Here is a 22,964-nt window from a genome sequence, read left to right as displayed (position 1 = left end):
AATTAGTCTCTTTAATTGAAAATTACTTTTTCAGGACTTCTGAATATCAATAAGATGTGAGGAGTTATTTAGAAGTTCTGTTTTTCAAAATAGTCCTTGTGTTTGATCTTCATCATCAAAAAATTTCACAAAGAAGGTTTTGGAAAGCTTGGGATTGGCTTGATTGATTCGTGTAAATTCAGCCGTATATCCGCATTTTCTGTAAAATTCCGGTGCTTGAAAGGCGCTGGTACATAAATTGATATTATTAAATCCTTGCCCTTTAAAATGATTCTCAAGAGTTTGCAGTAATTTTCTGCCATATCCTTTACCACGATATGCTTTATCTACCCATATGTCATCGATGTATATTTCCGCAAAAGCAGTAAAGGCATTAATAACGCCACAAGTCACCCCTCCTTCAGATAGTACTATCGAAAAACGCTTGTAGTTCACATCAATACCATGAGTTCTTTCATAGGCTATCAGATCTTCTGTCATCTTTTTTTCCAGAGATTTGGGGATATTATCCACGAAATCTATTGTAATAGGTTTTTTTGGAATGGAATGACAAGATTTGTTCTGCTTTTGTGTATTAAAACTTAAAATAATGCGTTGGGTTTGGTGGATATCATAATTCACTGTCTTTATCTGTTCTTTGTACCGTTCAAGAGTATAGGTCATTACTGCCTGGCGCCAAAACGATAAAGCCGGTATGTTTTCCGGAATGACCGATATTTCCCATTCACCTGGATGAGTGCGCCAGAGTTGATGAGCTACTGATTGGCCAATGCCTTTCCCTTGGAATTTAGCCAGGATGAAAAACTCCCCCATACTCCAATCAACAGCTTGGATTCCGAATTTATTTAATAAAGCAAAACCGGCCAGTTCATTGTCGATTTGAATAAGGAAGGCTTTTCGTTCGGGGTCGGTAAAATAAATTTTGAAATCATAACTTTCATAAAGTCCATCTGGTGGGCATGCCCATTCTTCCGAAATAAAACCGCAATAACGTGACATATCATAAACATAAAATCGCGCCATATTTTGAATAACTGGATAGTCACCAAGTGTTGCCTCAATTAACTTGGGCTGTAATAAATTATCAGTGCTCATGAATATTTATTCTCGAGAGATTTTCTTAATTATTTGGATAAGGTATCAAAGTGTTCTGTGGTTTTATAGAGTGATTGTTGTTAATCGCATAATTAATCAGCTATTTTGGTAGGCTGTCTAGAATAACTAAAAGAATTCTATGAATGTATGAATTCATGCTCAAGAAATGTTTCATTTCAAAGTGATTAAATTATTCACTCATATCTTGACATTGCTTTTGATAAGTATAGGTTTCTCAATGATATTTTTAACGAGGATGTCTCCATTGCCCCTCAGCAATACCCCTATAGATTACATAAGTTGATAGAATTAAAAAGATATGATAGACATCATTATCATAGCGATATTCCACAGGAATTTCATGGCCAGCAATGTAATTTTGAATATGCCTTGTGACTATCCATATCACGTTTGATATAACGACCATGACAAAGCCAATCCTGACTTTTGCTTGCGAATAATAAGCCGCAATCAAATATACAAGGATGACAGGAAAGGCAATGTAGGTGTAATTTCCATCGTGGGTCAGGAAAAGATAAGTAAATACGATGGATAGAAATACTACTGTAACTCTGCACATATCGGGCATTTGCATTGATTGGACAAGCAAATAATTAAGCATGATAACAAGCAAACTAATCGCAATCCAGGCTGGCGGTAAATGCGAATGAGAAGGGTAGTAATGGACATAAACTCCCAATACCTTCAGAACAAGGATATTTAAGAAAAAAAACACAATCAAAAGTGAAAAAGTATGATCTTTTTTTAAGTAGTGGATGCAGGCACCAATTAAGTACAATAACAGGAAAAGCGCATGGGCGGCATTAGAGATGGCGTTTGTTGTTGTTGCGTCCCATACCATTCTGTATCTCCTTTTTAAAAAATACAGCTATCAGGGGTCGATGTCCCGATGTTTGTTCATTTGTTAATAGTAATTGTAGCTTGTAGCAGGTTGGGATGTGTGATATCACACACTTAAAAGCCATACTACAAGCTATGATTGGTCATTACTCCAATTGCTTACATTCGTTTTAGACAAAAAATACGAAGACGATGCTCATCGGGATCAACACCAACAAATGTGTATCCAAAATCCATTTGTGTGGGAGGTTGAATAATAGAAATTTCTTTATCAGACCATTGCTTGTGTATCTCATCGACCATTTCATTACTGTTAACCTGAAAGGACAGCTCCATACCTCCTCCTGTTTGGTAGGCTTGAGGCTCAATATCTTCTTTAGCCCATAATCCAAGACGAAGCCCTGTTTTCAGGACAAACATAGAGAATGTTGGTGAAGATTCAACAGGTTGAGTGTCTAACAGATTCTTATAAAATTCTTCACTTTTTGCCGGGTTTTTCACGTAAAATAAAACCAAATTAGGATCACTGAACATGTTATTTTCCTTATTTTTTATTAATCATTGCAAGTATAAACAGGGTTTATGACAGATTGTGTCAGTAGTGTTTTAAGTACCCAATATTGACCTTCTTGAGAGTAAAAACACACTAAACCGAGTTTTGGTGTTATTATGAGAACAAAATTTAGTTTATCCGGGCTCAGAAATTTTGATGAGTTTATTTTATGAACAGCCGTATTGAATCTTTCCATAAAATAGAACGGCATTTTTTTTCACTGATTAGTACGACGCTTTTATCATTGGAGGGCTTGCAAGCTTGTAGCAGTGGAGTGCCAATTTCTACTTTAAATCCTGTGTTTTATTCAGGTAAATCGCATTTACTTGGGACAGAGATTTATCAATGCAAACGCTTTTATGAGTCTCATTCAGTACCTTGGGCGCTGATGGTTCCTGACTATTTATCGGATACAAAAACAGATAATGTACTTGCTCAATCAGGATTTTTATCTATTGATCAAGGAGTTGCCATGTACTTGTCAATTCGTGATCTTGGAATGCCCAGGCTTGAATCTGACTTGTTAATAAAGCGCATGGATAATGAGATGCAGACTTGGATTTTACCTACTGTCCCTGCATTTGAATCAACTGAAGAGATTGCACAGATTTACAGAGTAAGACATCAGGAGGCTATTGAGAAGTCTTCTGATATTTATCATTTTTCCGGGTTTGTCCAAGAGCAAATTGTCTGCTCATTAACGCTGACTGTTATGGGAGACAGTGCACGGATTGATGATGTGGCTACTTTTCCCAAACATCAGAAAAAAGGGTATGCAACACAATTGATTTTATCAGTACTTCAGATTCTGAAAGACACCAATATTTCCTGGTGTTTTTTAGAAGCATCCGCAGATGGTTTGAATATTTATAAAAAGATTGGTTTTCATGAACTGTTTAAAAATCTTTATTATGAAGAGCAATACCAATATGAGCAAAACTGAGAGACTTTTTCATCTGTTGCAAATTTTGCGGCGTTATCGTTATCCGCTTAGTGGACAATTTCTTGCTAACGAGCTTGGTGTAAGTACTCGTACCATCTATCGAGATATTGCTGCTTTACAGGCTCAAGGTGCTGACATTGAGGGGGAACCAGGATTAGGTTATGTATTAAAGCCAGGCTTTATGTTACCGCCTTTGATGTTTAATGAAGAGGAAATTGAGGCCCTTGTTTTAGGCTCCAGATGGGTAGTTAAAAAAACGGATACTCACTTGCAAAAGGCTGCCCATAATGCTTTGGCTAAAATTGCTTCTGTGCTTCCTGCCGATTTGCGCCAGCAATTGGAGCTATCCAGTCTATTGATAGGGCCTGGCGAAGTGATTTCAGGAGAAGATGAATCCCTGGCATTAGTCAGAAAGGCAATACGAAAAGAACTGAAATTGTTTATTCAATACCATGACTTAAAAGGGAATGTTTCAACGCGTACGATTTGGCCAATTGGACTTGGGTATTTTGATCAGGTAAGAATTTTGATTGCTTGGTGCGAATTAAAAAAGGATTTTCGTCATTTTAGAGCCGATAGAATTGTAGATGTTCAAAACCTGGGAGTCTGCTATGCAAGGCGACGCTCGGTGTTACTTCATGATTGGCGAAAGCAAAATAATATCCCGGGCTGATGACAACAGGATGTTTCTTGCGCGGCAGCTTGAACAGGTAAAAGGTAATACCGGGAATCAAATATTATTTTCTTCCCGGATAATACCTCTTCTTATGCGCATTAGGTGGGGAGTTCTCTCTATCCCTGAATGAGAGAACCTTGTATTTTCTAAATGGTTTTACATCAAATTTTGAATGGCAATGGCTGCGACACCGACAGCAATTGCTCCCAATGTTTCTCGATTTGGTAAATGTTCTTTAAAGAAACCATAATAATGATTTAAATTTGAAGAGAAGTCACTGCCATTAGTTTCATGTTTGATTTCTGATAGTACTTTCGGAACGGAAGGTTCTTTTTGTTCAATAGCAGTATCCTTTTGTAGTTTTTCTTGCAGTTTTTGTTCTAAACTCTGTTCAAGTTTTTGCTCCAACTGTTTCAATTGATATTCGTTAATTTGCTTTTGATTCTTATCACATTCAATGTGTGTTTCTTCCAGTTGCTTTTTTAATTCAGATCGATAAGCATCTGCGGTGTCGAAGGGGTGAAATTCTTGCTTCAGCTCATTTTCAGCTTTAATGACTTGTTCATAACTGGATTTTAAATTTTTGATAAGTGAATCATTAGAAAACCAGGACATTATCCAGTCGAAGAATTTTGTAAAAAACCATTTGTTATTCCATTCATTATTTAATTTATGGTAGTTTTGAGAAAGGAGATGATAGTCTGCCAGCTTCTTTGAAAGGGTATCTGTTTTTGCAATCAATTGATTTCTTTTATTTCTTAACTCTTCAAGGGATTTTTCAAGCTTGGCTAGCTCATCGGGCAGCTTGGATTCTTTTGATTCGTTAAGTGGTTTTAACTCGATTGGTTCACTCTTTGCGGTTTTCTCAGAACGAAACATCTGGAATAATCTTGTAGTATATTCTTTTGCTGACTCATCATTTTTCTTTATGAATTCAGATTCATTAAAGGCAATATTTTGACTTTGACAATATTGTCTAATTTCTCCCAACATCGCTTCGGCTTGAGCACGGGTTGAAATTTTCTTTTCATTAACACCATGAATTACCTTTGATCGGAACCAATTGATAGATCCTTGGTATTCGACATTTTCATAGTTCTTAAGATGTTGATGGTAGACAATAGCAAAAATCAGGGTTTCATTATTTGTTATTTTGGGTAAACAAAATTGATATTTTTTTTCAGGAGTATCAAATGGTACTCGATATCCAAACAATTTGGCTTTTTCATGCAATTGATCTCCTACCTGCTGGATTTGAGTGATCCCCAGTTGTTCTATTGTCAATCCAATCTCGATCATGAGGTTCGCGATGGCTATGTAATTGGAGTATTCTTTGCTGTCTACAGATGAACGAAGTTGATCAATGCAATCTTTAAATTGTTGCCAATAAGTTGTTATTGAAATCATATCAGTCATTATTTAAGAAAAAAGAGTCATAAATTTACACTGGTCTTTTAAAAAAAGCTATTATTTAGTCGCGATTATCAATTACAAAAATTTTAAAGAAAGAAATTGGAAGAGATAGCTGATATTTGGGAAAAGAACCATTTAAAATTGTTTGCCAAATGTCACACCAAAAACGAGTTCCTTTTCACCACCTTCAATAAAATCAAGGTCAATATTGGGGGTGATTTCTATATCTGGAGGAAAATGGATGATATATCCAATCCCCAATCGACCAACCATTCGGTTAGGTTCATCTTTTTCATATCTAATTCCAGGGCCTATGCCAAAAGTCAGATTCCTGAATACGTTTAATGTTCCAAGGCCTATCAATTCTACTTGATTATTATGTTCCACATTGACAGGTGTATGCTCAACAACCGCACTAAACCCAAAAGGCATGAAAAGGACTCGGTGGTACTCCAGTCCATAGGTAAACGCTTCATCGTTTTGAGCATGGTTTCCACCCACAAAAACACCAAGGAGGTTTTTGTTTTTTTCTCTCACGTGTGGCTTATTTGAGAAGTCTGGAGCCGAGTTTGCCCACTGTATCGAGCAAAGGCATGCAATTCCTAATATGGTGGTTATTATTCTCTTTCTATTGGCCAAGATGGATTCTCAATACGGGTTAATCTATTTCTTTATTTAATCGCAAAATGGTTAATATTTAAAGAATAATTGAATCGATGTCCTATATAAAAATCTTTTTTGGCAATAAGATGTTGATGATGCGGTTGGCAAAAATATTTTGAAGCATCTTCATCAATTTTTTTCTACCTTAATTGTTGATTATTAAGTAAACTGATGATTTTGAATGGTAAACTGGGGATCTATTTAATAAGGAGATTGGCATGTATTTTTCAAGATGTATTTCATATGGCGCTATTGCAGGAATTATAGCAGGAATTGTTTTTACCTTTTTTTTAGTTATGGGGGGCATGCTCGAAACATTGGGAAGTATGATTAATATGCCAACAAAAGGAGGGGGTCTTTTGGTGCATGCTGCAATGAGCATTGGCAGTGGAATCGCATTTGCCCTGGTTCTGGATTGGTTGATGCATTCCTGGTTTTCAGCCATTCTTCTTGGGTTATTGTTCGGTTTTGCAATGTGGGTAGGTGGTCCAATGACCTTGTTACCTCATTTTGCTTCAGGGGTACCTCTATTTGCCAAATGGACTATGGAAGGAATTAGACAAAATATACCCCCATTGGTTGGGCATCTTGTGTATGGGTTGATATTGGGTATTACTTATTTTGCTTTCAAGCGCAGGAATAAGTGACTGCATTTTTCATGCGTAACAAATTAATTTTATTAAAGATATAATGATATCAAAAGATGGTGATTGTTTTTATGGCAATCGCCACCTCAATTTAGCAAAAAGAATTGCATACATCACAATCAAGCGTAGTTTGTTTTTCTCAATTAAATCAGCAAAAATGGTCAAATATTTTCAGTAAGAAAGCAATATTCTTATTCTGTAAATCAAGTTAATAATCGGAAACAAGAAAGTGAAATATCAACAAAAATTGGAGAATATGATTGATTTCATTGGAAAGCATCTCGATGAAGAGCTTTCTCTCGAAAGCTTAAGTGAAATTTTTTGTATATCAAAATTTCACTTTCATCGCTTATTTACTGCATTTACCGGGTTGTCTTTGCAGCAGTATATTAAATGGCTACGCTTAAAACGCGCTGCTCATCAGCTTGTTGTCGAGAAAGACCAGTCCGTCATTAACATTGCAATCAATGCGGGTTTTGAATCCCATGAAGCGTTTTCCAGGGCTTTTAAGAAAGCTTGTGGATTTAGCCCAAGTCAGTTTAGGCAAGGTTTTGGGAGGTCATATTGGGAGCAGCCACCGTATTGTTTGCCTAGACAAGGTAGAATTGATATGAAAGTAGATATTAAAAGTATTGATAAGATACGATTAGCTGTAATTGAGCACAAAGGTGATCCTAAATTGTTAGGTGAAAGCATTAACAAGTTAGTGTCCTGGGCAAAATCTCAATCGATTAATCTTAAACCACGACCCGGAGAAGCGTTTGCTCTGGCTTATGATGACCCTAAAACAACACCACCATCTGAATTTCGTATCGATCTTGGCATCAAGGTCCCCGAAAATTTGAAACTGGATGGTGTGATTGAAAAGTTTCTGCCATCAGGCCGTTATGCAGTAACAGTACACAAAGGTTCTCGTAATAATATTGGTGATGTGGTTTATTATCTTTATCGAGATTGGTTACCTAATACCTCAGAACAATTAGGAGATTTACCCTGTATCTTCTGTTATTACAATTTTGATCATGAAGTAGCTGAAACGGAACTTTTAACGGAATGTTGGCTTTTGTTAAAATAATCCGCTTTATACGCCAGTCGGAATAGCTGGTAACAATAGGCCGGGCATAACCTGCGTCTTTTTAAGTTGTAGTTCTAAATAACTTGTCAAACAACCTATGCGCCTCAGCTTGTCCATGAGGCATTCATAACACATTTTTAGATGCTACTGACAAGCAGTGGTATGCAGAAAATCTGTCCTTTAAAACTCAAGTAACTATACATTAAATCCAGTTACTCAATTTATCTTCAAAAGAGTCTTGGCTTTTCAGAGGGTTTAGTGTTGGTTGTTGACTGATTGGCATTCACTTGATCCAGAGCTTGCGCCGCCCGAAAAAATCTCTGGATGGCAGTTGCTGCCAGGTGTTTACTTTCCATCAAAACAGCATTTAATCCCTCTCCCCATGAACCATCTTGTATAATTTGAAACGCAGTAGAGTTTCCAAACTCATTTTGGCAATCTTCTATCATTTTTTGATAATCCTGTTCATTTGTATAAAGTCGTTTAACAGAACGGGATAACATAAGGGAGGCTGAATAATAGGAGCGAAGGTAGTCTGCTTCCTCCGGGTTTTCTTTAATGGCATCTTGCAATGATTTCACCTGGTAAGTTTCATGCATGACTGTCAATGCTTCATTGAATACAGGAGAGTGCTTGCTTCCATAAAGTGCGGAAACAACAAAACGGTGCTTGGCAAATTCTTCGCCATAACTTGCTTTAGGTTGTGATAAGAAAGGAGTGTTTTCAGTGACTGTAGGTAATTTTTCCATAGGAACGATATCAGTATCAAAATAGTACCCGCCATCATTAAAAATTTTAACTTTGCGAACGATATTCGATAAAGTGGCATAGGCTTTTTCCTGGAGAGCACGCTCCGCTTCTTTCAGCAAAAACTTTTGTCGTACATCTCTCAGGTCAAAACATTGTTTCCAGTGAATAGTATTTATTCCTGAAAGCTGGATAGAAGAAGAATGTTCATCAGTGATGAAATTGATTTGATAATCTGGGTTTAAATTATGCCATTTTTTTAAATGCTGTAAATATTTGTAGGGAAGGCGTTGTGGTCCTACCCAAATAATATTAATTTCTTTAGACATATTGTATTTACCTACAATTAGAAAAAATGGCTTTTATAACAATATATTCAGAATGTCAACAAAATAAACAATTGATATGGCGCGGGAGATTCAGGTAAAGATCAAGATTTATCTTAATTTTTTCTATTTGTAACCAATGGTCAGGCAAAAAGATAGGAGCATTTTCTTGAAAAATAAAGAGTTAATTTTTCAATAGGATATCTTTAGGTTTGCGCTTGATTCAGAACAATATGGCCTAATTCGGAATACATATCAAACCTGGTTTTGTAAAAGCTCCTTAATTTTTTGAAATTTCTTTTTATATTTTTCTGAAGGGGATATTTTTAAAGATTTTAATATATCCTCAATGAATTGAATTACCATAGAGCGTTCTTCTTGTGATTTTAATAAGTGAGGTATTGTATTAAAAGCAAGCTCAGGATCATGCTCTATCATTATGGTTTGTGAATGCACAATTTGTTTGAATCCATTTTTATCCAAATGTTTAAGTGCATTGCATTCACGTAGTTTTTGAATGATGTCAGGTAAATTGGCGCCAATGATATAGCCCTGAACTTTCACTAATAATAGTAATATGCGCAAAATGGCCTCTGGTACGCCTCCATCACTAATATGTGCAATAATCGACTGAGTTATTTTTTCTTGATTATCTTTTTCAGGAGAATGCACAATCATATCTCTTCTGGGATCAAATGGAGCTAATAATTGAATGTAGCCATAGACAGCATAAAACATTATCTCCACAAAACTGTCGCGAGAGGCGCTGAAGAAATCCCACAGAGAGTTTATGAACTTTGAAAAATTTAATTGCTGTGTTAAAAAAGGATTGTTTTTAGAAATTTCAATACGATTTTGACGAATAAAAGGTGATATCCATGATACAGGGTGCACTAACGGATTCATATCACTGAGTAAATACTGGTTCTGCCTTAGCGGGTGTAATTTTCGAATCAATTCTGCTGTATACTCGTTACTCATATTACGGATTATCGGAGCCATAAACAAGTCATAACTCATTGCGTTGTATTCAGATACCATACGAACAAGGTTGAAGATTGCTACATTATTCTCTTGTCCTTTCCTGATGTCGTTAATAGAACGCTCTTCGATATAAGCGATGTAATGTGGAGGGGATTTGGGATTTTCTTTTATTTCTTGCAATTTTAATTCATATAAACCCGGAGCCAAATGTTCTATGTAATTTAACAAATCAATAATCTGATTATGTTCCTTTTTAGCCACCTCACTTGAGACGAAAATACCTAAATGGCCAACACTTTTGTGAATAAGATAAACAATGACTTGCCCATCTAATTTGATTTCCAGAGTATTTGAATAAAGATCAGAAATCCAGTTTAGGGCTTGTTGGGGGGGTGTAATGTTGTCACCTTCCGAGCAGAAAATAATAACAGGCACGCTAATGTCTCTTAAATCCAGGTTATTACCTGACTGCCCTATAGGGATTTTGCCATGAACCAGTTTGTTGCCAATAAACAAATTATCAACTATCCCTCTCATCTCGTTCACATTCAAAAGAGAAAAGCCTCCCCACCATCGTTCAAAATTTAAAAATCGAATTTCTTCCTTATCAATATTGGCAAAGAGATTGTAATATTTGCTCCAGTAAGTCACTTTAGGATTAGCTGTTTCGAAGTTCATCACTAAATTGGCCCCGTCAAATTTACCGTTACCTAAATCACCAGCCATCTGTGCGATCCAGCTTCCTCCCAAAATTCCTCCAATATAACGCATGGGATTTTTTCCATTTTCTCCACCCCAATAGGAAAGAGGGGCGCCGTTGACTACAGCGACACCTGCTACATCTTGGTTAGCGGCCATAAGCGTTAAAATAGCCCATCCTCCCTGACAATTACCAATTAAGCAGGGTTTAGGACTTTGAGGATGACGCAAGGCCACTTCGTTTAAGAATTTTTCGTGGGCTGCCGTGACATCAACCAGAGTTTGATTGGGTTCAGGAGTGGGAAAAAAGATAATAACGTAAACGGGGTGTCCTGCTCTTAATGCAAGTCCTACTTGCGATTCATCTTTAAAACCGCTAATTCCTGCGCCATGACCAGCTCGAGGATCAACAATCACATAAGGTCTTTTTGCAGGATCAATCTGAATGCCTTCAGGGGGAATGATTTCCACCAATGCATAATTGACTGGTCTCTCAAAATGTCTACCATCCATGAGCATATTATAAGAAAAAATGAGAACAGGAGGTTGTCCCTCTTGTTCATGTTTGAGATATTGATTGCCTCGTTTACGCATGATGTCCCAAAACAGAATGCTTCTCTGCATGAAATCTACGCTATATTCAATAGCATCATTTAATATATTGGGATAAGGATAAACCTGTTGCGAATTTAAGTTGATTAAAGATTGTGTTACCTTGTTTGTTTGTTCAAGGCTTTTATCAATTGATTGTAACCAAAGAGAAGCCATGGATTGGGAATATTCAAAAACGTTATGAAATTGTTCTTGAATTTTGGGTATTTCAGCAAACATCTTTTTCTCCTGTGACTTCTCAATTCGGGGTTCTTTACTTCCATCCGCGCTTGTTTTTAGCCTTTTTAACGCGTTCTGGCTTGTTGGTCAGGGTCAAGGGGAGGCATTGTGCATCGATCATTTAAATCCATTTGTTAATCACTTTTAAATCATTATAGACAGTTATTGTCAAAACAGTAAATGTACTTTGTTCGTTGAAGGTCGATTGTGGCGCTTCATATTTTTATCAATTTTGTCCTTAGATTGAACGGCCAAGCATTTGTTTCTGCTAACTCTTATGTTGGGTGGTTGGATTTGATTTTATTGGAAAATTTCCAGGGATTATTTCATTATCCGTTTAGCCGTTGACGCCATTGTGGGGATCTGTAATAGTTTCATAGGATTGATTATGTGAGTCAGTTTCAACCACTTTGCTGTTCTCAGCTAATCAATACCTGGATTTTGCCTGGTTATCCATGCAGATGTTTTTAATCAATCTTCTTAAGGATAAAATAATGAGATATGCAGTTACCTATTGTGCAATGGATCATGAGTTTAGTGGTAATCCTTTTTGGCATAGTTGCATTTTATTATCTCAATGGGATGACAATGGAAAGATTGAGGTGGTTGATAATTGGGGTTTTTATGGGGTGCCATCTACTGTTCGCGATACGTGGTTAAGTAAACTGAAAATCAAGTTGGGTTTGGATGTTGATTTGAAGGGTAATCATGGCATGTTAAGACATGAAGAACTGCGTTATTTAGATGTTGGCTATGGTTTACATGGAGTTACTTTTGAGTTAACCAGGGAAAAATTTGATTTATTGCAGTTGAAATGCAAAACAATGTTGGAGGAGCAAAAACAAGCCGTTAAGGAAGTTGTTGAATCACAGGGGATTGCTGGCAAACAAAAATACCGTATTTATGAGCATGAAGATTATTCCTCATTAATTTTTGCTTTGGAAAAAATCAAGGCAAAACAAAAAGGCCATCAGCCCAGGTTGAAACCATTTGAGTTAAATTTGTCATTTACCCTGTGGGGACCTGCTTTAAATCAATCCTATACTTGTAAATCACTGATGGTTGATCTGTTAAAAGGCGTACTAAATCAAGAGCAAATTGCCCGAATTACTGAAGAGGGTAAACACCCTACCGTACCAAGATACAGTGGTAAATTGGAAAGAATTTATTTGCATAGCAGTGGACCATTACGTGAACATAAAAAATCTTCCGGTGCGATTGTTCATTATCGTGATTTACAAGACGAGGGAGTCAAATTACATTGGACATTACCTCCACAAGAAATTGAAGCCTTATCCGGAGATACCATCAAATTACTGGAAATAAGTGAGGAGTATTGTGATGAGGTAAAACAAGCGATAAGCAAGCTGCAAAAATTGGAGTGGTTATTTATTGATGCCAAACTGCCTGAGAAATATCAGTCTTATCAAGAAGATTTGATTGTTCGTATTCGGCAATGTTATGAGGCTTTTGCTGAGGTTGAACCTAAAAAGGCCAAGTCAACAGCCACAGGCTGGATGGGATTCGCCTTGTCATTGTTCTCTTTGCCAAGAGATCTTGATGAAAAGATTCTTTTGCAGAAATTAAACAATGCTAAATATCTGATTAACAGCCTTTACATGGCTATTGTTGATCATTGGAAAATTTATGATGATTGGCCATCTGAAACTAAAACAGACTCTACTGACTATAATCCTCTTGAAGCTTTGGCTGCTTATTTATGTGAAGAGGATAAGAAGAAACTTTGTAAGATTATTGGACGAAATTATCTGGATCCTTCATCAGAAGAGGAATTTGATGATATTGAAGAAATCAAATGGGAGCAGTCAGAGTTAAGAGGTACTGCTGCCAGCCCGATGTAAAAAAGCCTAACTGACAGTCATCTTTTTAAAGTAGCAAGTGCGGATTATCACACTGAATCATATCTGCATTTGCCTACTTATCGTAACCATTGCGTTATTTGATGGAACGAGCTGAACGGATATCTCTTTTCTACCGGACTTACGAATAAAACCAATCTCTTTGTTAAAAAAATGCTTAATTCGGTTATTTAGTTTATCTAAATTCCCTCATTAAAAACATTTTTTGCCTTGACCTTGGGCTTTTTCGCAAGTCCTGTTCTATTCTCATATTAATGGTACTCTTAAACGAATATTGTGGGATGAACGCTTTAACATCGTGGATAAAGGCATGGTCACAGAAATTTTTCCCCAACCAGAAAAAAAATGAGAATAAAGAGGAAGAGGCTGGTTTAACTCAAGAGAAAAAGGTGAGGCCTAATGCCGATTTTTATGAAAATTATTTTTCTCTTGTAGCCGCTGGTACCAGACTTAAATTGGTTGAAGCCATGTTTGGTGTCAATTTATTTTCTTTATTTGAAAATAAGACATGGGTTTTGGAAAAGGAGATTATAGAAAAATTGCAATTAATGCCAATAAGAGCCAGGAAGTGGCTGCATCTTCTTAGTTCGGAGCATTTTTTAATACAAATCAAGGTTAATGGGCAGCAGGCTTATCAATTACCCGAGGAATTCATTGAGTTAATCCGCAGTGAAGAATTCCCCGCCATGGAAATGTTTTTTAAGACCTGGCTTGTTAGTGCAGAGGAAAATCTGACCGATGTATTGCGCTTTGGAAAAGTCAAGACGAGTGTTTCCTGGCCTCCGAAAACTCAGGAAGAAGCAGCGTGGCTTGAGAATTGGATGACAAGAACTGCTGAACAGCCCACCGATTGTTTATTAGAAGCCATCAATTTTAAAAAGATCAATAATCTTTTGGATGTGGGTGGTGGTGATGGAACTATGGCCTGTACTTTTGTTAAAAAACATCCACATTTAAAAGCGACAGTCTACAATTTGCCAATGTCTGCGGCAATGGCAAGAAAAAATATTGAATCGAGAAAATTAAACCATAGAGTGCATGTGATTGAGGGTGATTTTATTGAGGAAGATGCCTTTCCAGTAGGGTATGACCTCATTTTATTTACAAGGGTTTTGTTTGACTGGGATGATCAGGTATGCAGAAAATTATTAAGAATGGCTTATCAGGCTTTGCCAAAAAATGGGTTAGTGGGTATTTGCGAATTTTATAAAGAGGATAACAGCGACAGCTGCCTTGCTTCGGAATATCGTTATATTTTTCATGATGATTTTGGAGTGAATGTGATGAAAAGGGCCTCAGAATATCAGAACATGTTAGAAAAAATTGGTTTTACTATCGTTCAACCGCATAAAATAAAGGAGATGCATTTTTATTATTGTTCTTTGATATTGGCTCGAAAGTAAAAATTCTTATCTGTATTTTTGTAAAGCTTCAATTCGTTTTTCAAGTGGAGGATGACTTGCAAACAGAGCAAACCAGCTGTCATGACCAGATATTTTCATGGTATTAAATGCGGGTGCACGATCGTCAATTGGTGTTTTTTCTGTAATTAATTGTAAACGTTGTAACGCTTTTATCATTTTGTCCTTACCCACGTATTGAGCTGAACCTTTGTCTGCACGAAATTCCCGATAACGAGAGAACCACATCACAATCATGGAAGCAAGAATACCAAACAGTAATTCAAATATAAGAGCAACACCATAATAGACGAACCCCCCGGCTATTCCTTCCTCTCCGTCCCTTCTGAAAAACTGTGTTACAAAAAACGCTGCAATTCGAGCAAAAAAGATTACAAAAGTATTAACTACCCCTTGAATTAAGCTGAGGGTTACCATGTCACCATTGGCTATATGGGATATTTCATGTCCTAATACTCCTTCTAACTCTTCTTCATCCATTGATTGAAGTAATCCGCTTGAAACAGCAACAAGCGCATTATTTTTATTCCACCCTGTAGCGAAAGCATTAGGCTCTGGGCTTTCGTAAATACCAACATCAGGCATTCCAATATTTCTTTTCTTGGCTAAGTTTCTTACTTGATTCAGTATCCAGGATTCTGCTTCATTAGCGGGTTTGTCAATTAATTGAATATTAAAAGCATGAATTGCCATCCATTTGGAAATGAAAAGAGAAATAAATGATCCTGTGAAACCAATAATTAACGCATAAATTAGCAAGGCTTGATAGTTTAAGCCATACTGAGTTAGATATGGACCAATATTGAATAAACTTAGTACAAAAGAAATCACCAAGATGATGGCCAAATTGGTTGCAAGAAATAAAGCAATTCGTCTAAACATAACTTTACCTCCCTTCTTATTATTAATTATAGTCCCTTGAACCATTAGATGGGGTTTAGAGAGGCTTTGCGTATAAAATTATCCGGTTGGAAATAATATGAATTTAAAAAATCTTGCATCTACTTATTCACAGAGACTAACTAAGCTGAACAAAAAAGCCGGGCCTTATTGGCCCGACATCACGAATTTATGTTGTTATGATAAAAGCAAATTAAAATTTCATAGCTTTTTTATCAGTTTCATCAACGTCAATCACTACAAATTTCAAGTGCTCGGGTTCTCTACCTATCTTGGTGGAAATGTCATCAATTGCTTTCATTCTTTCTTCCAGTTTGTCTGGAGAAGTGGTTTTGGATTCCAAATCGCTTAAGAGCATATACAACTCCATCGCATTATCTGCAGATATTCCCAATCCTTCTTGCAGTTCAGAGGGTTTTTTCCTTGCTAAATTAGAGATTAGTTCATCCGTATCAATCTTGTCATTAAATAATTCATTTTTGAATCGTGCGAGCGATTGCTGTTTAGTCCTGATTTCAAGACGTTCATCTGTGGTTAAACCTACTTTGTTGGTAAAGCCCCAGAGTAGATTCCCTACCATTCTTCCTATTCCAGCTTCTCTGTCCAGTCGATCCAATTCTCGTAATCTTGCATTTCTTGTTTTATCCAGATCGTCATGGTTGGCTTGGCACACCTCACGTAATTGGGTAACGAAGACTTCGCTCTTGAGTTGCAGTTGTACCATTTGAGGGTAGGCTTTTTGTTTTGCAACCAGCAAATCATTGAGTTTGGGGATATCCTCCCTTAGTTTTTCTGATGTCTTTGACTTCTCCAATGTTTTTTCGAGTTTTGCGAGTAACTCAAAATTCTGTTGTATTTCCTTTTCTTGCATGTGAAAAGTTTTAGCTTCCATTTGGCTGATGGAAGCCCGGATGGTATTTATCAAAGACGAAACCAGGGATTGATTAATGTGCTGTAAGTTGTCGCTTAATTTATCTAAATCAGATAGATCCAGCGGATCTTTTGATGAGCCGTGTTTCTTGATTCGCTCATTGCGTAACACTTCAATATCAGCAGTTGTATCAAAAAATTTTGCTATTTTTGATTTCAATTCAGACTGATTTTTGGGTTTTGCGTTGCCAAGGTCTGAAACTTGTTTGGTTACTTCAAGTAAATAAGCATCGGCTAATTTGGTATCGATAACCTGTATTTGTTTTTCCAGTTTTTCAATATCTGAAAAATCAATTGTATCAGTTCCACTGTGCATCCGTATTTTTTCATTACGTAACACGGTTACTTCTTGTTTCAGGTTGCTCAAGTTAGATATGCCTTTCTTGACAGCATCAAGATTGGAGCGTTTTGCTGTTTCAAGCTCGTTAATTTTTTTCGATGTGTTTTCTATCAGAGCATCATAGCGTTCTCTTACTTTCTTTTCATCTGTTACTACCGGAGTAACAACGGCACGTTGCAAAGATTCCAGGTCTTGCCTTATACGCTGGGTTTGTTCTCTTAGCTCTCTGCTAATGGTGCCCACCTCTTTTTCAGATGGGATGTTTTTGAGTGCATCCAATGCGCCAACGATGTTTTGCTTTTCCAACGCGTCCTGGCATTGAGCCAAGGCGTCAAGCACCACTTTATTTCCAACCATTTGTTTAATGGCATCCATCTGTCTTTTAGCTTGCCTTGCTTCTTCAAAATTGAAGGTTGACCATTGTTTATCGGATGGAAATGCCGCTAAGGCTTTACTTAAAGCGTCCGGGTCACTCTCCATGAGTCCACTAAGACAATTTTCCAAAACAGGGCCGACGGTGTTTTTTAGAAAATTTTTGTAATCTGTTGATAAATGTGAGTACTTCACTATTTTTAGTTCTTCTTGTAAATTGAAAATTCTCTCAAGGGCTGGTGCTTCCTGTGTTTTTTCAATAGAGCTTTTGATTTCGGCTAACTTGGCAGTTTGCATTCTTAAAAACGGTTCAACCGCATAGCCGCTTTCATGCCGTGGTATAAAGTCCGGGCTTTTTACGGCAACAAAGGTAAAGGCATATCGATTCTCTCCTTTTTTTGTTTTGCCATCAAGGGTTACTTTGACTGGGACCAGAGCAACATCCTCCGGCAAATAAATGGAGAATTCACTTTCAGAGCCTGCTTCATGACGTCCTACTTGCTTGGAGTGCAGCAAACCATCCGGGTCAAGCATTTCAAAGATGACATTGGAATCCCAGATTATTTTTAACATTTCAATATTCGTGGTTGTACTGGCATTAGTTCTGCTGGATATTTTACTTAAATCATTTAGCTTGATTTGTTTGAAGGCTTCAGCAGAAAGATCAGTAAACAGCGTATTTTCTGTATTAGCAATGATGGCATTCGCTTGATCAATTAACCCTTTGGTAAACTCTTCTGACAGGTTTAACCCACGAAATAGTCTTGTAGGGGGCTTGGCATGCGAGGTGTCCACGAGTGCTTTACTAGTCAAAGGCGTCATTAGAGTGGTAATCAGCACCTCCTTGAAAGAAGAGCCTTTATCCCGGTTTTGGGCGATGGCATTGACTCGGCTAAAGTACCAGGAATCATCTTGCATGAGGAAAATTAAACTGTGTTTCGTTTCGGTGATGTTGCGACTAGGATTATCTTTATTTTGTTTCTCTTCCCATTTAGCTCCAATTTTGTTTGGAAGTGCTTCTTTTTCAGTAGAGTGAAACTCGGTGTCTTTCTCATGTTGCATTAAGGTATCGATGTTTCTCATGTCGATGTCATCAAGCAGTGAGCCTACAACAGCCATCTCGCATTTCGCTAACAAATCGCGGAAGAATTGTTCTTCCAGTTTCTGGCCATTGATGAGCACATGATCATCATGGATGCAATCCGGATTGGCCATGATTTGCTTAATGATACTGGCAGCCGCAATTTCATCCATATTGGGTGGTCTTCTCGCTTTATCAGAACTGGATTGAAAGCCATTTTTAATGGCATCCGTTTGTAGTTTTGAACGGGCTTTTTCGATAGCCCTCAGGCATTGTGCCGGGTCTTGCTCACATTCTCTTGCAAATCGTGTTGGTAAATAATAAGAGGTTCCTTCCAAACGTGTTTTATAACCAGGATAGGTTTGCTGCACATCTGGAAAAGCGTAATATTCCTTTATGGTTAGAAATCGTTCATTATCTTTCAGTTGATAGTCGCGCTCTACAGGTTCTGGTAAGTCTTTTGTAGATTTTGGTTCCTTACCCTCTACAATAACGTATTTTTCTCCACTGTAGGGATTTTCATAAGGTCCGCCTCTGCTGGGGTCATCGATTGCTTCAGGGTTAATTAAAGGAACAACAGCGCCAGTCGCAAAGAAAAAATCTCGATGAGCTTTAAGAACGGCTTCGGCTCCTTTCGAACCAACGGTATTTTTAAGCGCATTAAAAGCTTTCTCTAATGTAACTTCACTTGGGGTTTTGACTCTCATTAAATCAACCATATGCCCTTGATTTATGAGGATATGTGCTGGAGTGGCAGTCCAATCATGATCTTTATCGAGAATAATCGCGGCATAGAAATCGACTTCTTTTTGATCTTTAAATATTTTGCCGATGAGCTTATTGTCTTCAACGTATTTCCTGAACGCTTGCTCACTTTGTTCATGATATTCTGCGTAAAAATTTCTCCCGAGTTTTTTATCAGTGCCTGAACGTTCATCATCTCTTCCTACCACGAAAAAGGCTTGTGCGATGAGAGTTTTTTTCAGTTCTTCCGGCGTTACATCGGCTAAAGTCTGTCCATTTTTTGCTTTGTCTAATGTTTCTCCTCTCAGTTGAGCTTTACGTGCTTCTTCTATCATTACCTCAGCACAAGCCATCGTTCGCACTGTATGGGCAAGACCATGATTGACCCTGCTTTGCTCGTCTGGGGGGATGCGTCCTTCTTTGGGATCCTTTGGATTTTTTAATGGACCAGGATAGTCTTTGTTTAAATACTCTTTATGCACATAGTTTATGGTTTCGAGAACATCATTATCATGCTCTAATAAAGTACTGTCCAATGAGTATTTGGGAGCTACTTGTGGCGCGGTAGGTGTTGTAGGCGCTTCTTTAGGAGAGGTGTCTTTGCCCGGAAGAACTAGGGTAGGAATTTCTATCTTTAAATCTTTTTCCGTAGCTTCTCTTAATGCTTTTGCATCAAATTGCTCATCACCGTGAGGAAATTCATCAGCAACGGCTCGTAGCCAACCGGTAATTTTTCGATAACCGTCATGATCAAGTTCATTCCTCATTTCATCGGTAATGGTTTGGCCCAGATTCAACAAAGTAGGGGGATTATGTTGATTTAATGCCTGTTGTGCTCTTAAACCGACAGAGGCTACCCAATAACCGCATAACCCCCTATTTAAGTTAGAACCATTAGGAATAACAGAAAGGGTAGATCCTATGGGTAATTGTGCTGCTAAAATGTTTTGATAGCCTTCACCCGAAGCTTTACCTAGCGGGTCAAATAGGTAGTATTGGTTACCAGGCCCTTTGATTAACATAATCCAGTGTCCGGAGTCTCTGTGTGGCCCTACCCCGGTTAACACGGGCATGAAACCTTGCCTGTTTAGGGCACCTGTGTCAATAGTTGGCACTCCGTTGTATATGCTACCGCTGGTAATATCGCCATACCCCATGCGTGCAAAAATAGCATGCATACCTTCTTGAGTTAGTTCTACCCCTTCGACATACTTAGGCATTATGGTTTCTCCCAAACTGATATTCATAAGTGAGCAAATGCGCACATTTATGAATATAAATATTTCAAATTGTATTTATATTATAGAATTTTAGTATTAAGAAAGCATTAAATGCAAAAAATGTCCATATTGTGAATTTGATATTTAAAAAAATATTGCGATGTGTTTCTCTTGCATAAAGAGCAGGGCAGTATAATAAGGAGGTGAGGGGATGAGTTTGAGAAGAAAAAAGTTGGTATTGCCTTGATAGAGTTTCTTTATTAGAAAAGACAAGTTCTAAACGGTTAACAGAATGAGAAAATATCATGTCTTTCTTTTCTCATCTGCTAGCGCTTACGATCATTAACTAAATCATTTCACCATCGAACAAGCACTTAAAAATAACCGCTTTCTCGGCGATAGGTATCATGCTCATCTTCATCTACAGTGTGAGTCGATTCGAGTTGTATCGGTTCAGTGCCAATTTTAGTTGATATTTCACCAATTAATCGTGTATTTTCTTCAATTTCTATTTTTGAAGTCATTTTACTATTGAGTTTGCTTAACAGTCTGTGTAACTCTTCGGCATTCTCTTTCGATATACCCAAACTTTCTCCCAACTTTGATGGTTTTTTCTTTACTAAAAAGTCAATGACTTGATTCGTATCGTATTGATCATTATTCAATTCCGTTTTAAATCTTGCCAGTGCTTGCTCCTCCATTTTTATCTGCATTCTCTCAATACCTACGGTATCTGTGGTAACACCTAATTTATTAGTCACAGACCATAATCCACCTAATAATCCTCCTTCTTGATTATTAAGTAAGTGAAGCTTAATCCTTCTTGTTTCAGCTAAATTCCCGTGATGAATTTTACAGATATCACGTAATTGAGTAATCAATGCTTCACTCCTGGATTGCAAATCCAGCATTCCAGAATTGGCTTTTTCCTGTTTATCGACTAGAGAATTTCTACAGGCACTAATGTCTTCTTTTTGTTTCATACTTTTAACAGAACTATCCAATGTTTTTTCAAGTTCTGTTAAAAAACCAAGACATGCTTTTACGTAAGGTCCTCCTTCCTCAAAGTTGGCTCGGTCGTTGATTCTTGTCAGAGCATCTTTGGTAGATCTTAGTATTGTATCGGTCAGGTTTTGATTGAAGGTTTGTAGTTGCCTTTTTAAACCGTCTAAATCGAACATATCCAAAGGTTCAGGGGATTCACCATGATTTTTGATTTTTTCATTACGAATAAACTCCAGGGTTTCCAGGTAACTGTTAAGCTTGGATGTCATTGATTTTATATCTTCAAAGGTTAACTTCCTGGGTATTTTTACTAACGCTGTAATATCTCTGGTTGTTTGCTCCAGGAGTGCTGTCAGTAATTTGGGTTGAGCGTTTTGTACTCGTTTTTCCAAGGCTTCTATATCAGAGAATTCTACTACTTTTTCTTTATTATCATGTATCCGGGATTTCTCACTGCGCAGGAATTTTAATGCTTCTTTCATGTTATTTAAATCGGACATAGCCTTTATATAGCTGTCAGGATTTAAAGGTTTGAGCTTTTCAAAGTCACCGACTTTTTGTGTCGTTCCATACAGAAGAAATTGATAGTGTTCTCTCGCTTTTTTTGCGGAAATAAGTTCTGGCGAGGCTGGCTTGCTACCCATTTTGGTTGATATTTCATCAATTAATCTTGCGTTTTCCTGTAATTTATCTATTGGAGTAGCTTTTGCGTCTAGTTGCTTTAACAGTCCATGCAATTGCTCAGCATTCTCTTTTGTTATGCCCAAACTTTCTTCCAATTCGGATGGTTTTTTCTTTGCCAGAAATTGAATGAGTTGATTTATATCAATCTTGTCATCGTTTAACTCAGTTTTAAATCTCACAAGTTCTTTTTCCTTTTTTGTCTCAGCTTGACTTATCGCTGTCGTTGTCTTACTAAAGAAACCGTCTAGTATTCCTCCGGTCTTGTTCAATTGCTGTTGCAGTTCTTCTCTCGTTTTGGCTAAATTGTCATGGTGAATATTGCATAGATTGCGTAATTGTGTGATCAGCGCTTCACTCTTGTATTGCAATTGCAGCATTTCTGGATAGGCTTTTTCCTGTTTATCCGTTAAGGAGTTTTTATAGGTGTTAAAATCTTCTTTTTGTTTCATTGCTTTTACTGAACTATCCAGTGTTTTTTCAAGCTCAGCAAAATGATCAAGACATCGTTTTATGTAAGGTGCTTTTTCTTCGAGTGTAGCCGGATCCTTGATGTTATCCAGTGAGTTTTTGGCTCCATTTAATAAAATTTGAGCTAAGCTCTGACTAACGCCCTGCAGTTGGTTTTTTAGCTTATCCAGGTCAGACATATCCAGAGGCTCAGTGGAATCACCATGTTTCTTGATTCTTTCATTACGAATAAATTCCAAAGTTTCCAGGTAACCATTAATCTTGGATGTTATTGATTTAATATCATCAAAAGTAATTTTTTTAGGTAATTTTTCAAGGTCTTTGATACCTTTTGTTGCTTCCTCTACAAGTGTAGGGTATAACTTGGGTTGAGTCTCTTGTAATCGCTTTTCCAATGCTTCAATGT

15 protein-coding genes and 1 pseudogene are annotated in these 22,964 nt (G+C 37.3%); 6 read left to right on the top strand and 10 right to left on the bottom strand.

Features of this window, described 5'->3' with window-relative positions; all coding sequences use genetic code 11:
• Positions 1-84: 84 nt before the first annotated feature.
• From CC34_RS0107810 to CC34_RS0107800, 3 genes are all read right to left on the bottom strand, one after another.
• The gene (locus CC34_RS0107810) at positions 85-1,095 is read right to left on the bottom strand and encodes a GNAT family N-acetyltransferase (RefSeq protein ID WP_028379361.1); all 1,011 of its coding nucleotides are present in this window, start codon (positions 1,093-1,095) and stop codon (positions 85-87) included.
• A gap of 247 nt (positions 1,096-1,342) precedes the next feature.
• Complete coding sequence (locus CC34_RS0107805; protein ID WP_028379360.1) at positions 1,343-1,957, bottom strand: hypothetical protein; 615 nt, start codon at positions 1,955-1,957, stop codon at positions 1,343-1,345.
• A 158-nt stretch (positions 1,958-2,115) separates the two neighbouring features.
• Positions 2,116-2,490, bottom strand: coding sequence for a VOC family protein (locus tag CC34_RS0107800; RefSeq protein ID WP_028379359.1), 375 nt, complete (start codon positions 2,488-2,490; stop codon positions 2,116-2,118).
• A gap of 188 nt (positions 2,491-2,678) precedes the next feature.
• Here CC34_RS0107800 and CC34_RS0107795 point away from each other — a divergent pair, with 188 nt between their 5' ends.
• Positions 2,679-3,452, top strand: a complete 774-nt coding sequence (locus CC34_RS0107795) for a GNAT family N-acetyltransferase (RefSeq protein ID WP_028379358.1) — start codon at positions 2,679-2,681, stop codon at positions 3,450-3,452.
• On the top strand, positions 3,439-4,125 hold the full coding sequence (locus CC34_RS0107790; protein ID WP_028379357.1) for a helix-turn-helix transcriptional regulator: 687 nt from the start codon (positions 3,439-3,441) through the stop codon (positions 4,123-4,125). The genes CC34_RS0107795 and CC34_RS0107790 overlap by 14 nt, the downstream gene beginning before the upstream one ends.
• A 159-nt stretch (positions 4,126-4,284) precedes the next feature.
• On the opposite strand, the gene CC34_RS0107785 is transcribed toward CC34_RS0107790, so the two are convergent.
• Both CC34_RS0107785 and CC34_RS0107780 read right to left on the bottom strand, forming a co-directional pair.
• A complete protein-coding gene (locus CC34_RS0107785) occupies positions 4,285-5,544 on the bottom strand; it encodes an AAA family ATPase (protein WP_028379356.1) in 1,260 nt (419 codons plus the stop codon).
• 132 nt (positions 5,545-5,676) lie between these two features.
• Positions 5,677-6,078: a hypothetical protein gene (locus tag CC34_RS0107780; RefSeq protein WP_231957871.1), complete on the bottom strand. Its 402-nt coding sequence runs from the start codon at positions 6,076-6,078 to the stop codon at positions 5,677-5,679.
• A 344-nt stretch (positions 6,079-6,422) separates the two neighbouring features.
• Between CC34_RS0107780 and CC34_RS0107775 the strand changes: the two genes are divergently transcribed.
• Together CC34_RS0107775 and CC34_RS0107770 are read left to right on the top strand one after the other, a co-directional pair.
• Positions 6,423-6,851, top strand: a complete 429-nt coding sequence (locus CC34_RS0107775) for a hypothetical protein (protein ID WP_028379354.1) — start codon at positions 6,423-6,425, stop codon at positions 6,849-6,851.
• Positions 6,852-7,080: 229 nt separating this feature from the next.
• Positions 7,081-7,926, top strand: coding sequence for an AraC family transcriptional regulator (locus CC34_RS0107770; protein WP_028379353.1), 846 nt, complete (start codon positions 7,081-7,083; stop codon positions 7,924-7,926).
• A 227-nt stretch (positions 7,927-8,153) separates the two neighbouring features.
• Here the strand turns inward: CC34_RS0107770 and CC34_RS0107765 are convergent, their stop codons facing one another.
• Entirely contained in the window at positions 8,154-9,002 is an 849-nt protein-coding gene (locus tag CC34_RS0107765; protein ID WP_028379352.1) for a glycosyltransferase, read from the bottom strand.
• A 252-nt stretch (positions 9,003-9,254) separates the two neighbouring features.
• Entirely contained in the window at positions 9,255-11,513 is a 2,259-nt protein-coding gene (locus CC34_RS0107760; protein ID WP_028379351.1) for a DUF3141 domain-containing protein, read from the bottom strand.
• Positions 11,514-11,926: 413 nt separating this feature from the next.
• Here CC34_RS0107760 and CC34_RS0107755 point away from each other — a divergent pair, with 413 nt between their 5' ends.
• Both CC34_RS0107755 and CC34_RS0107750 read left to right on the top strand, forming a co-directional pair.
• Positions 11,927-13,375: a lpg2160 family Dot/Icm T4SS effector gene (locus CC34_RS0107755; protein WP_080272089.1), complete on the top strand. Its 1,449-nt coding sequence runs from the start codon at positions 11,927-11,929 to the stop codon at positions 13,373-13,375.
• Positions 13,376-13,674: 299 nt separating this feature from the next.
• Positions 13,675-14,796, top strand: coding sequence for a methyltransferase (locus CC34_RS0107750; protein WP_028379350.1), 1,122 nt, complete (start codon positions 13,675-13,677; stop codon positions 14,794-14,796).
• A 6-nt stretch (positions 14,797-14,802) separates the two neighbouring features.
• Here the strand turns inward: CC34_RS0107750 and htpX are convergent, their stop codons facing one another.
• The 3 genes and pseudogenes from htpX to CC34_RS01000000116240 form a co-directional block, all read right to left on the bottom strand.
• On the bottom strand, positions 14,803-15,696 hold the full coding sequence (gene htpX, locus CC34_RS0107745) for a protease HtpX (RefSeq protein WP_028379349.1): 894 nt from the start codon (positions 15,694-15,696) through the stop codon (positions 14,803-14,805).
• A gap of 211 nt (positions 15,697-15,907) precedes the next feature.
• The gene (locus tag CC34_RS0107740) at positions 15,908-20,401 is read right to left on the bottom strand and encodes a SidE phosphodiesterase domain-containing protein (protein ID WP_028379348.1); all 4,494 of its coding nucleotides are present in this window, start codon (positions 20,399-20,401) and stop codon (positions 15,908-15,910) included.
• A 374-nt stretch (positions 20,402-20,775) separates the two neighbouring features.
• Positions 20,776-22,964, bottom strand: a pseudogene (locus tag CC34_RS01000000116240) (SidE phosphodiesterase domain-containing protein); the annotation flags it as partial.

The organism is Legionella pneumophila subsp. fraseri (genome assembly GCF_000586315.1).
GTDB classification, from domain to species: Bacteria; Pseudomonadota; Gammaproteobacteria; order Legionellales; family Legionellaceae; genus Legionella; species Legionella pneumophila_B.
This window is presented reverse-complemented; position numbering and strand designations above follow the sequence as displayed.

Coding starts and splice junctions, on each gene's coding strand:
- CC34_RS0107795 (WP_028379358.1), top strand. CDS start 2,679: ATGAACAGCCGTATTGAATCTTTCCATAAAATAGAACGGCATTTTTTT.
- CC34_RS0107765 (WP_028379352.1), bottom strand. CDS start 9,002: ATGTCTAAAGAAATTAATATTATTTGGGTAGGACCACAACGCCTTCCC.
- CC34_RS0107775 (WP_028379354.1), top strand. CDS start 6,423: ATGTATTTTTCAAGATGTATTTCATATGGCGCTATTGCAGGAATTATA.
- CC34_RS0107740 (WP_028379348.1), bottom strand. CDS start 20,401: ATGCCTAAGTATGTCGAAGGGGTAGAACTAACTCAAGAAGGTATGCAT.
- CC34_RS0107750 (WP_028379350.1), top strand. CDS start 13,675: ATGAACGCTTTAACATCGTGGATAAAGGCATGGTCACAGAAATTTTTC.
- CC34_RS0107800 (WP_028379359.1), bottom strand. CDS start 2,490: ATGTTCAGTGATCCTAATTTGGTTTTATTTTACGTGAAAAACCCGGCA.
- CC34_RS0107810 (WP_028379361.1), bottom strand. CDS start 1,095: ATGAGCACTGATAATTTATTACAGCCCAAGTTAATTGAGGCAACACTT.
- CC34_RS0107785 (WP_028379356.1), bottom strand. CDS start 5,544: ATGACTGATATGATTTCAATAACAACTTATTGGCAACAATTTAAAGAT.
- CC34_RS0107790 (WP_028379357.1), top strand. CDS start 3,439: ATGAGCAAAACTGAGAGACTTTTTCATCTGTTGCAAATTTTGCGGCGT.
- CC34_RS0107760 (WP_028379351.1), bottom strand. CDS start 11,513: ATGTTTGCTGAAATACCCAAAATTCAAGAACAATTTCATAACGTTTTT.
- htpX (WP_028379349.1), bottom strand. CDS start 15,696: ATGTTTAGACGAATTGCTTTATTTCTTGCAACCAATTTGGCCATCATC.
- CC34_RS0107805 (WP_028379360.1), bottom strand. CDS start 1,957: ATGGTATGGGACGCAACAACAACAAACGCCATCTCTAATGCCGCCCAT.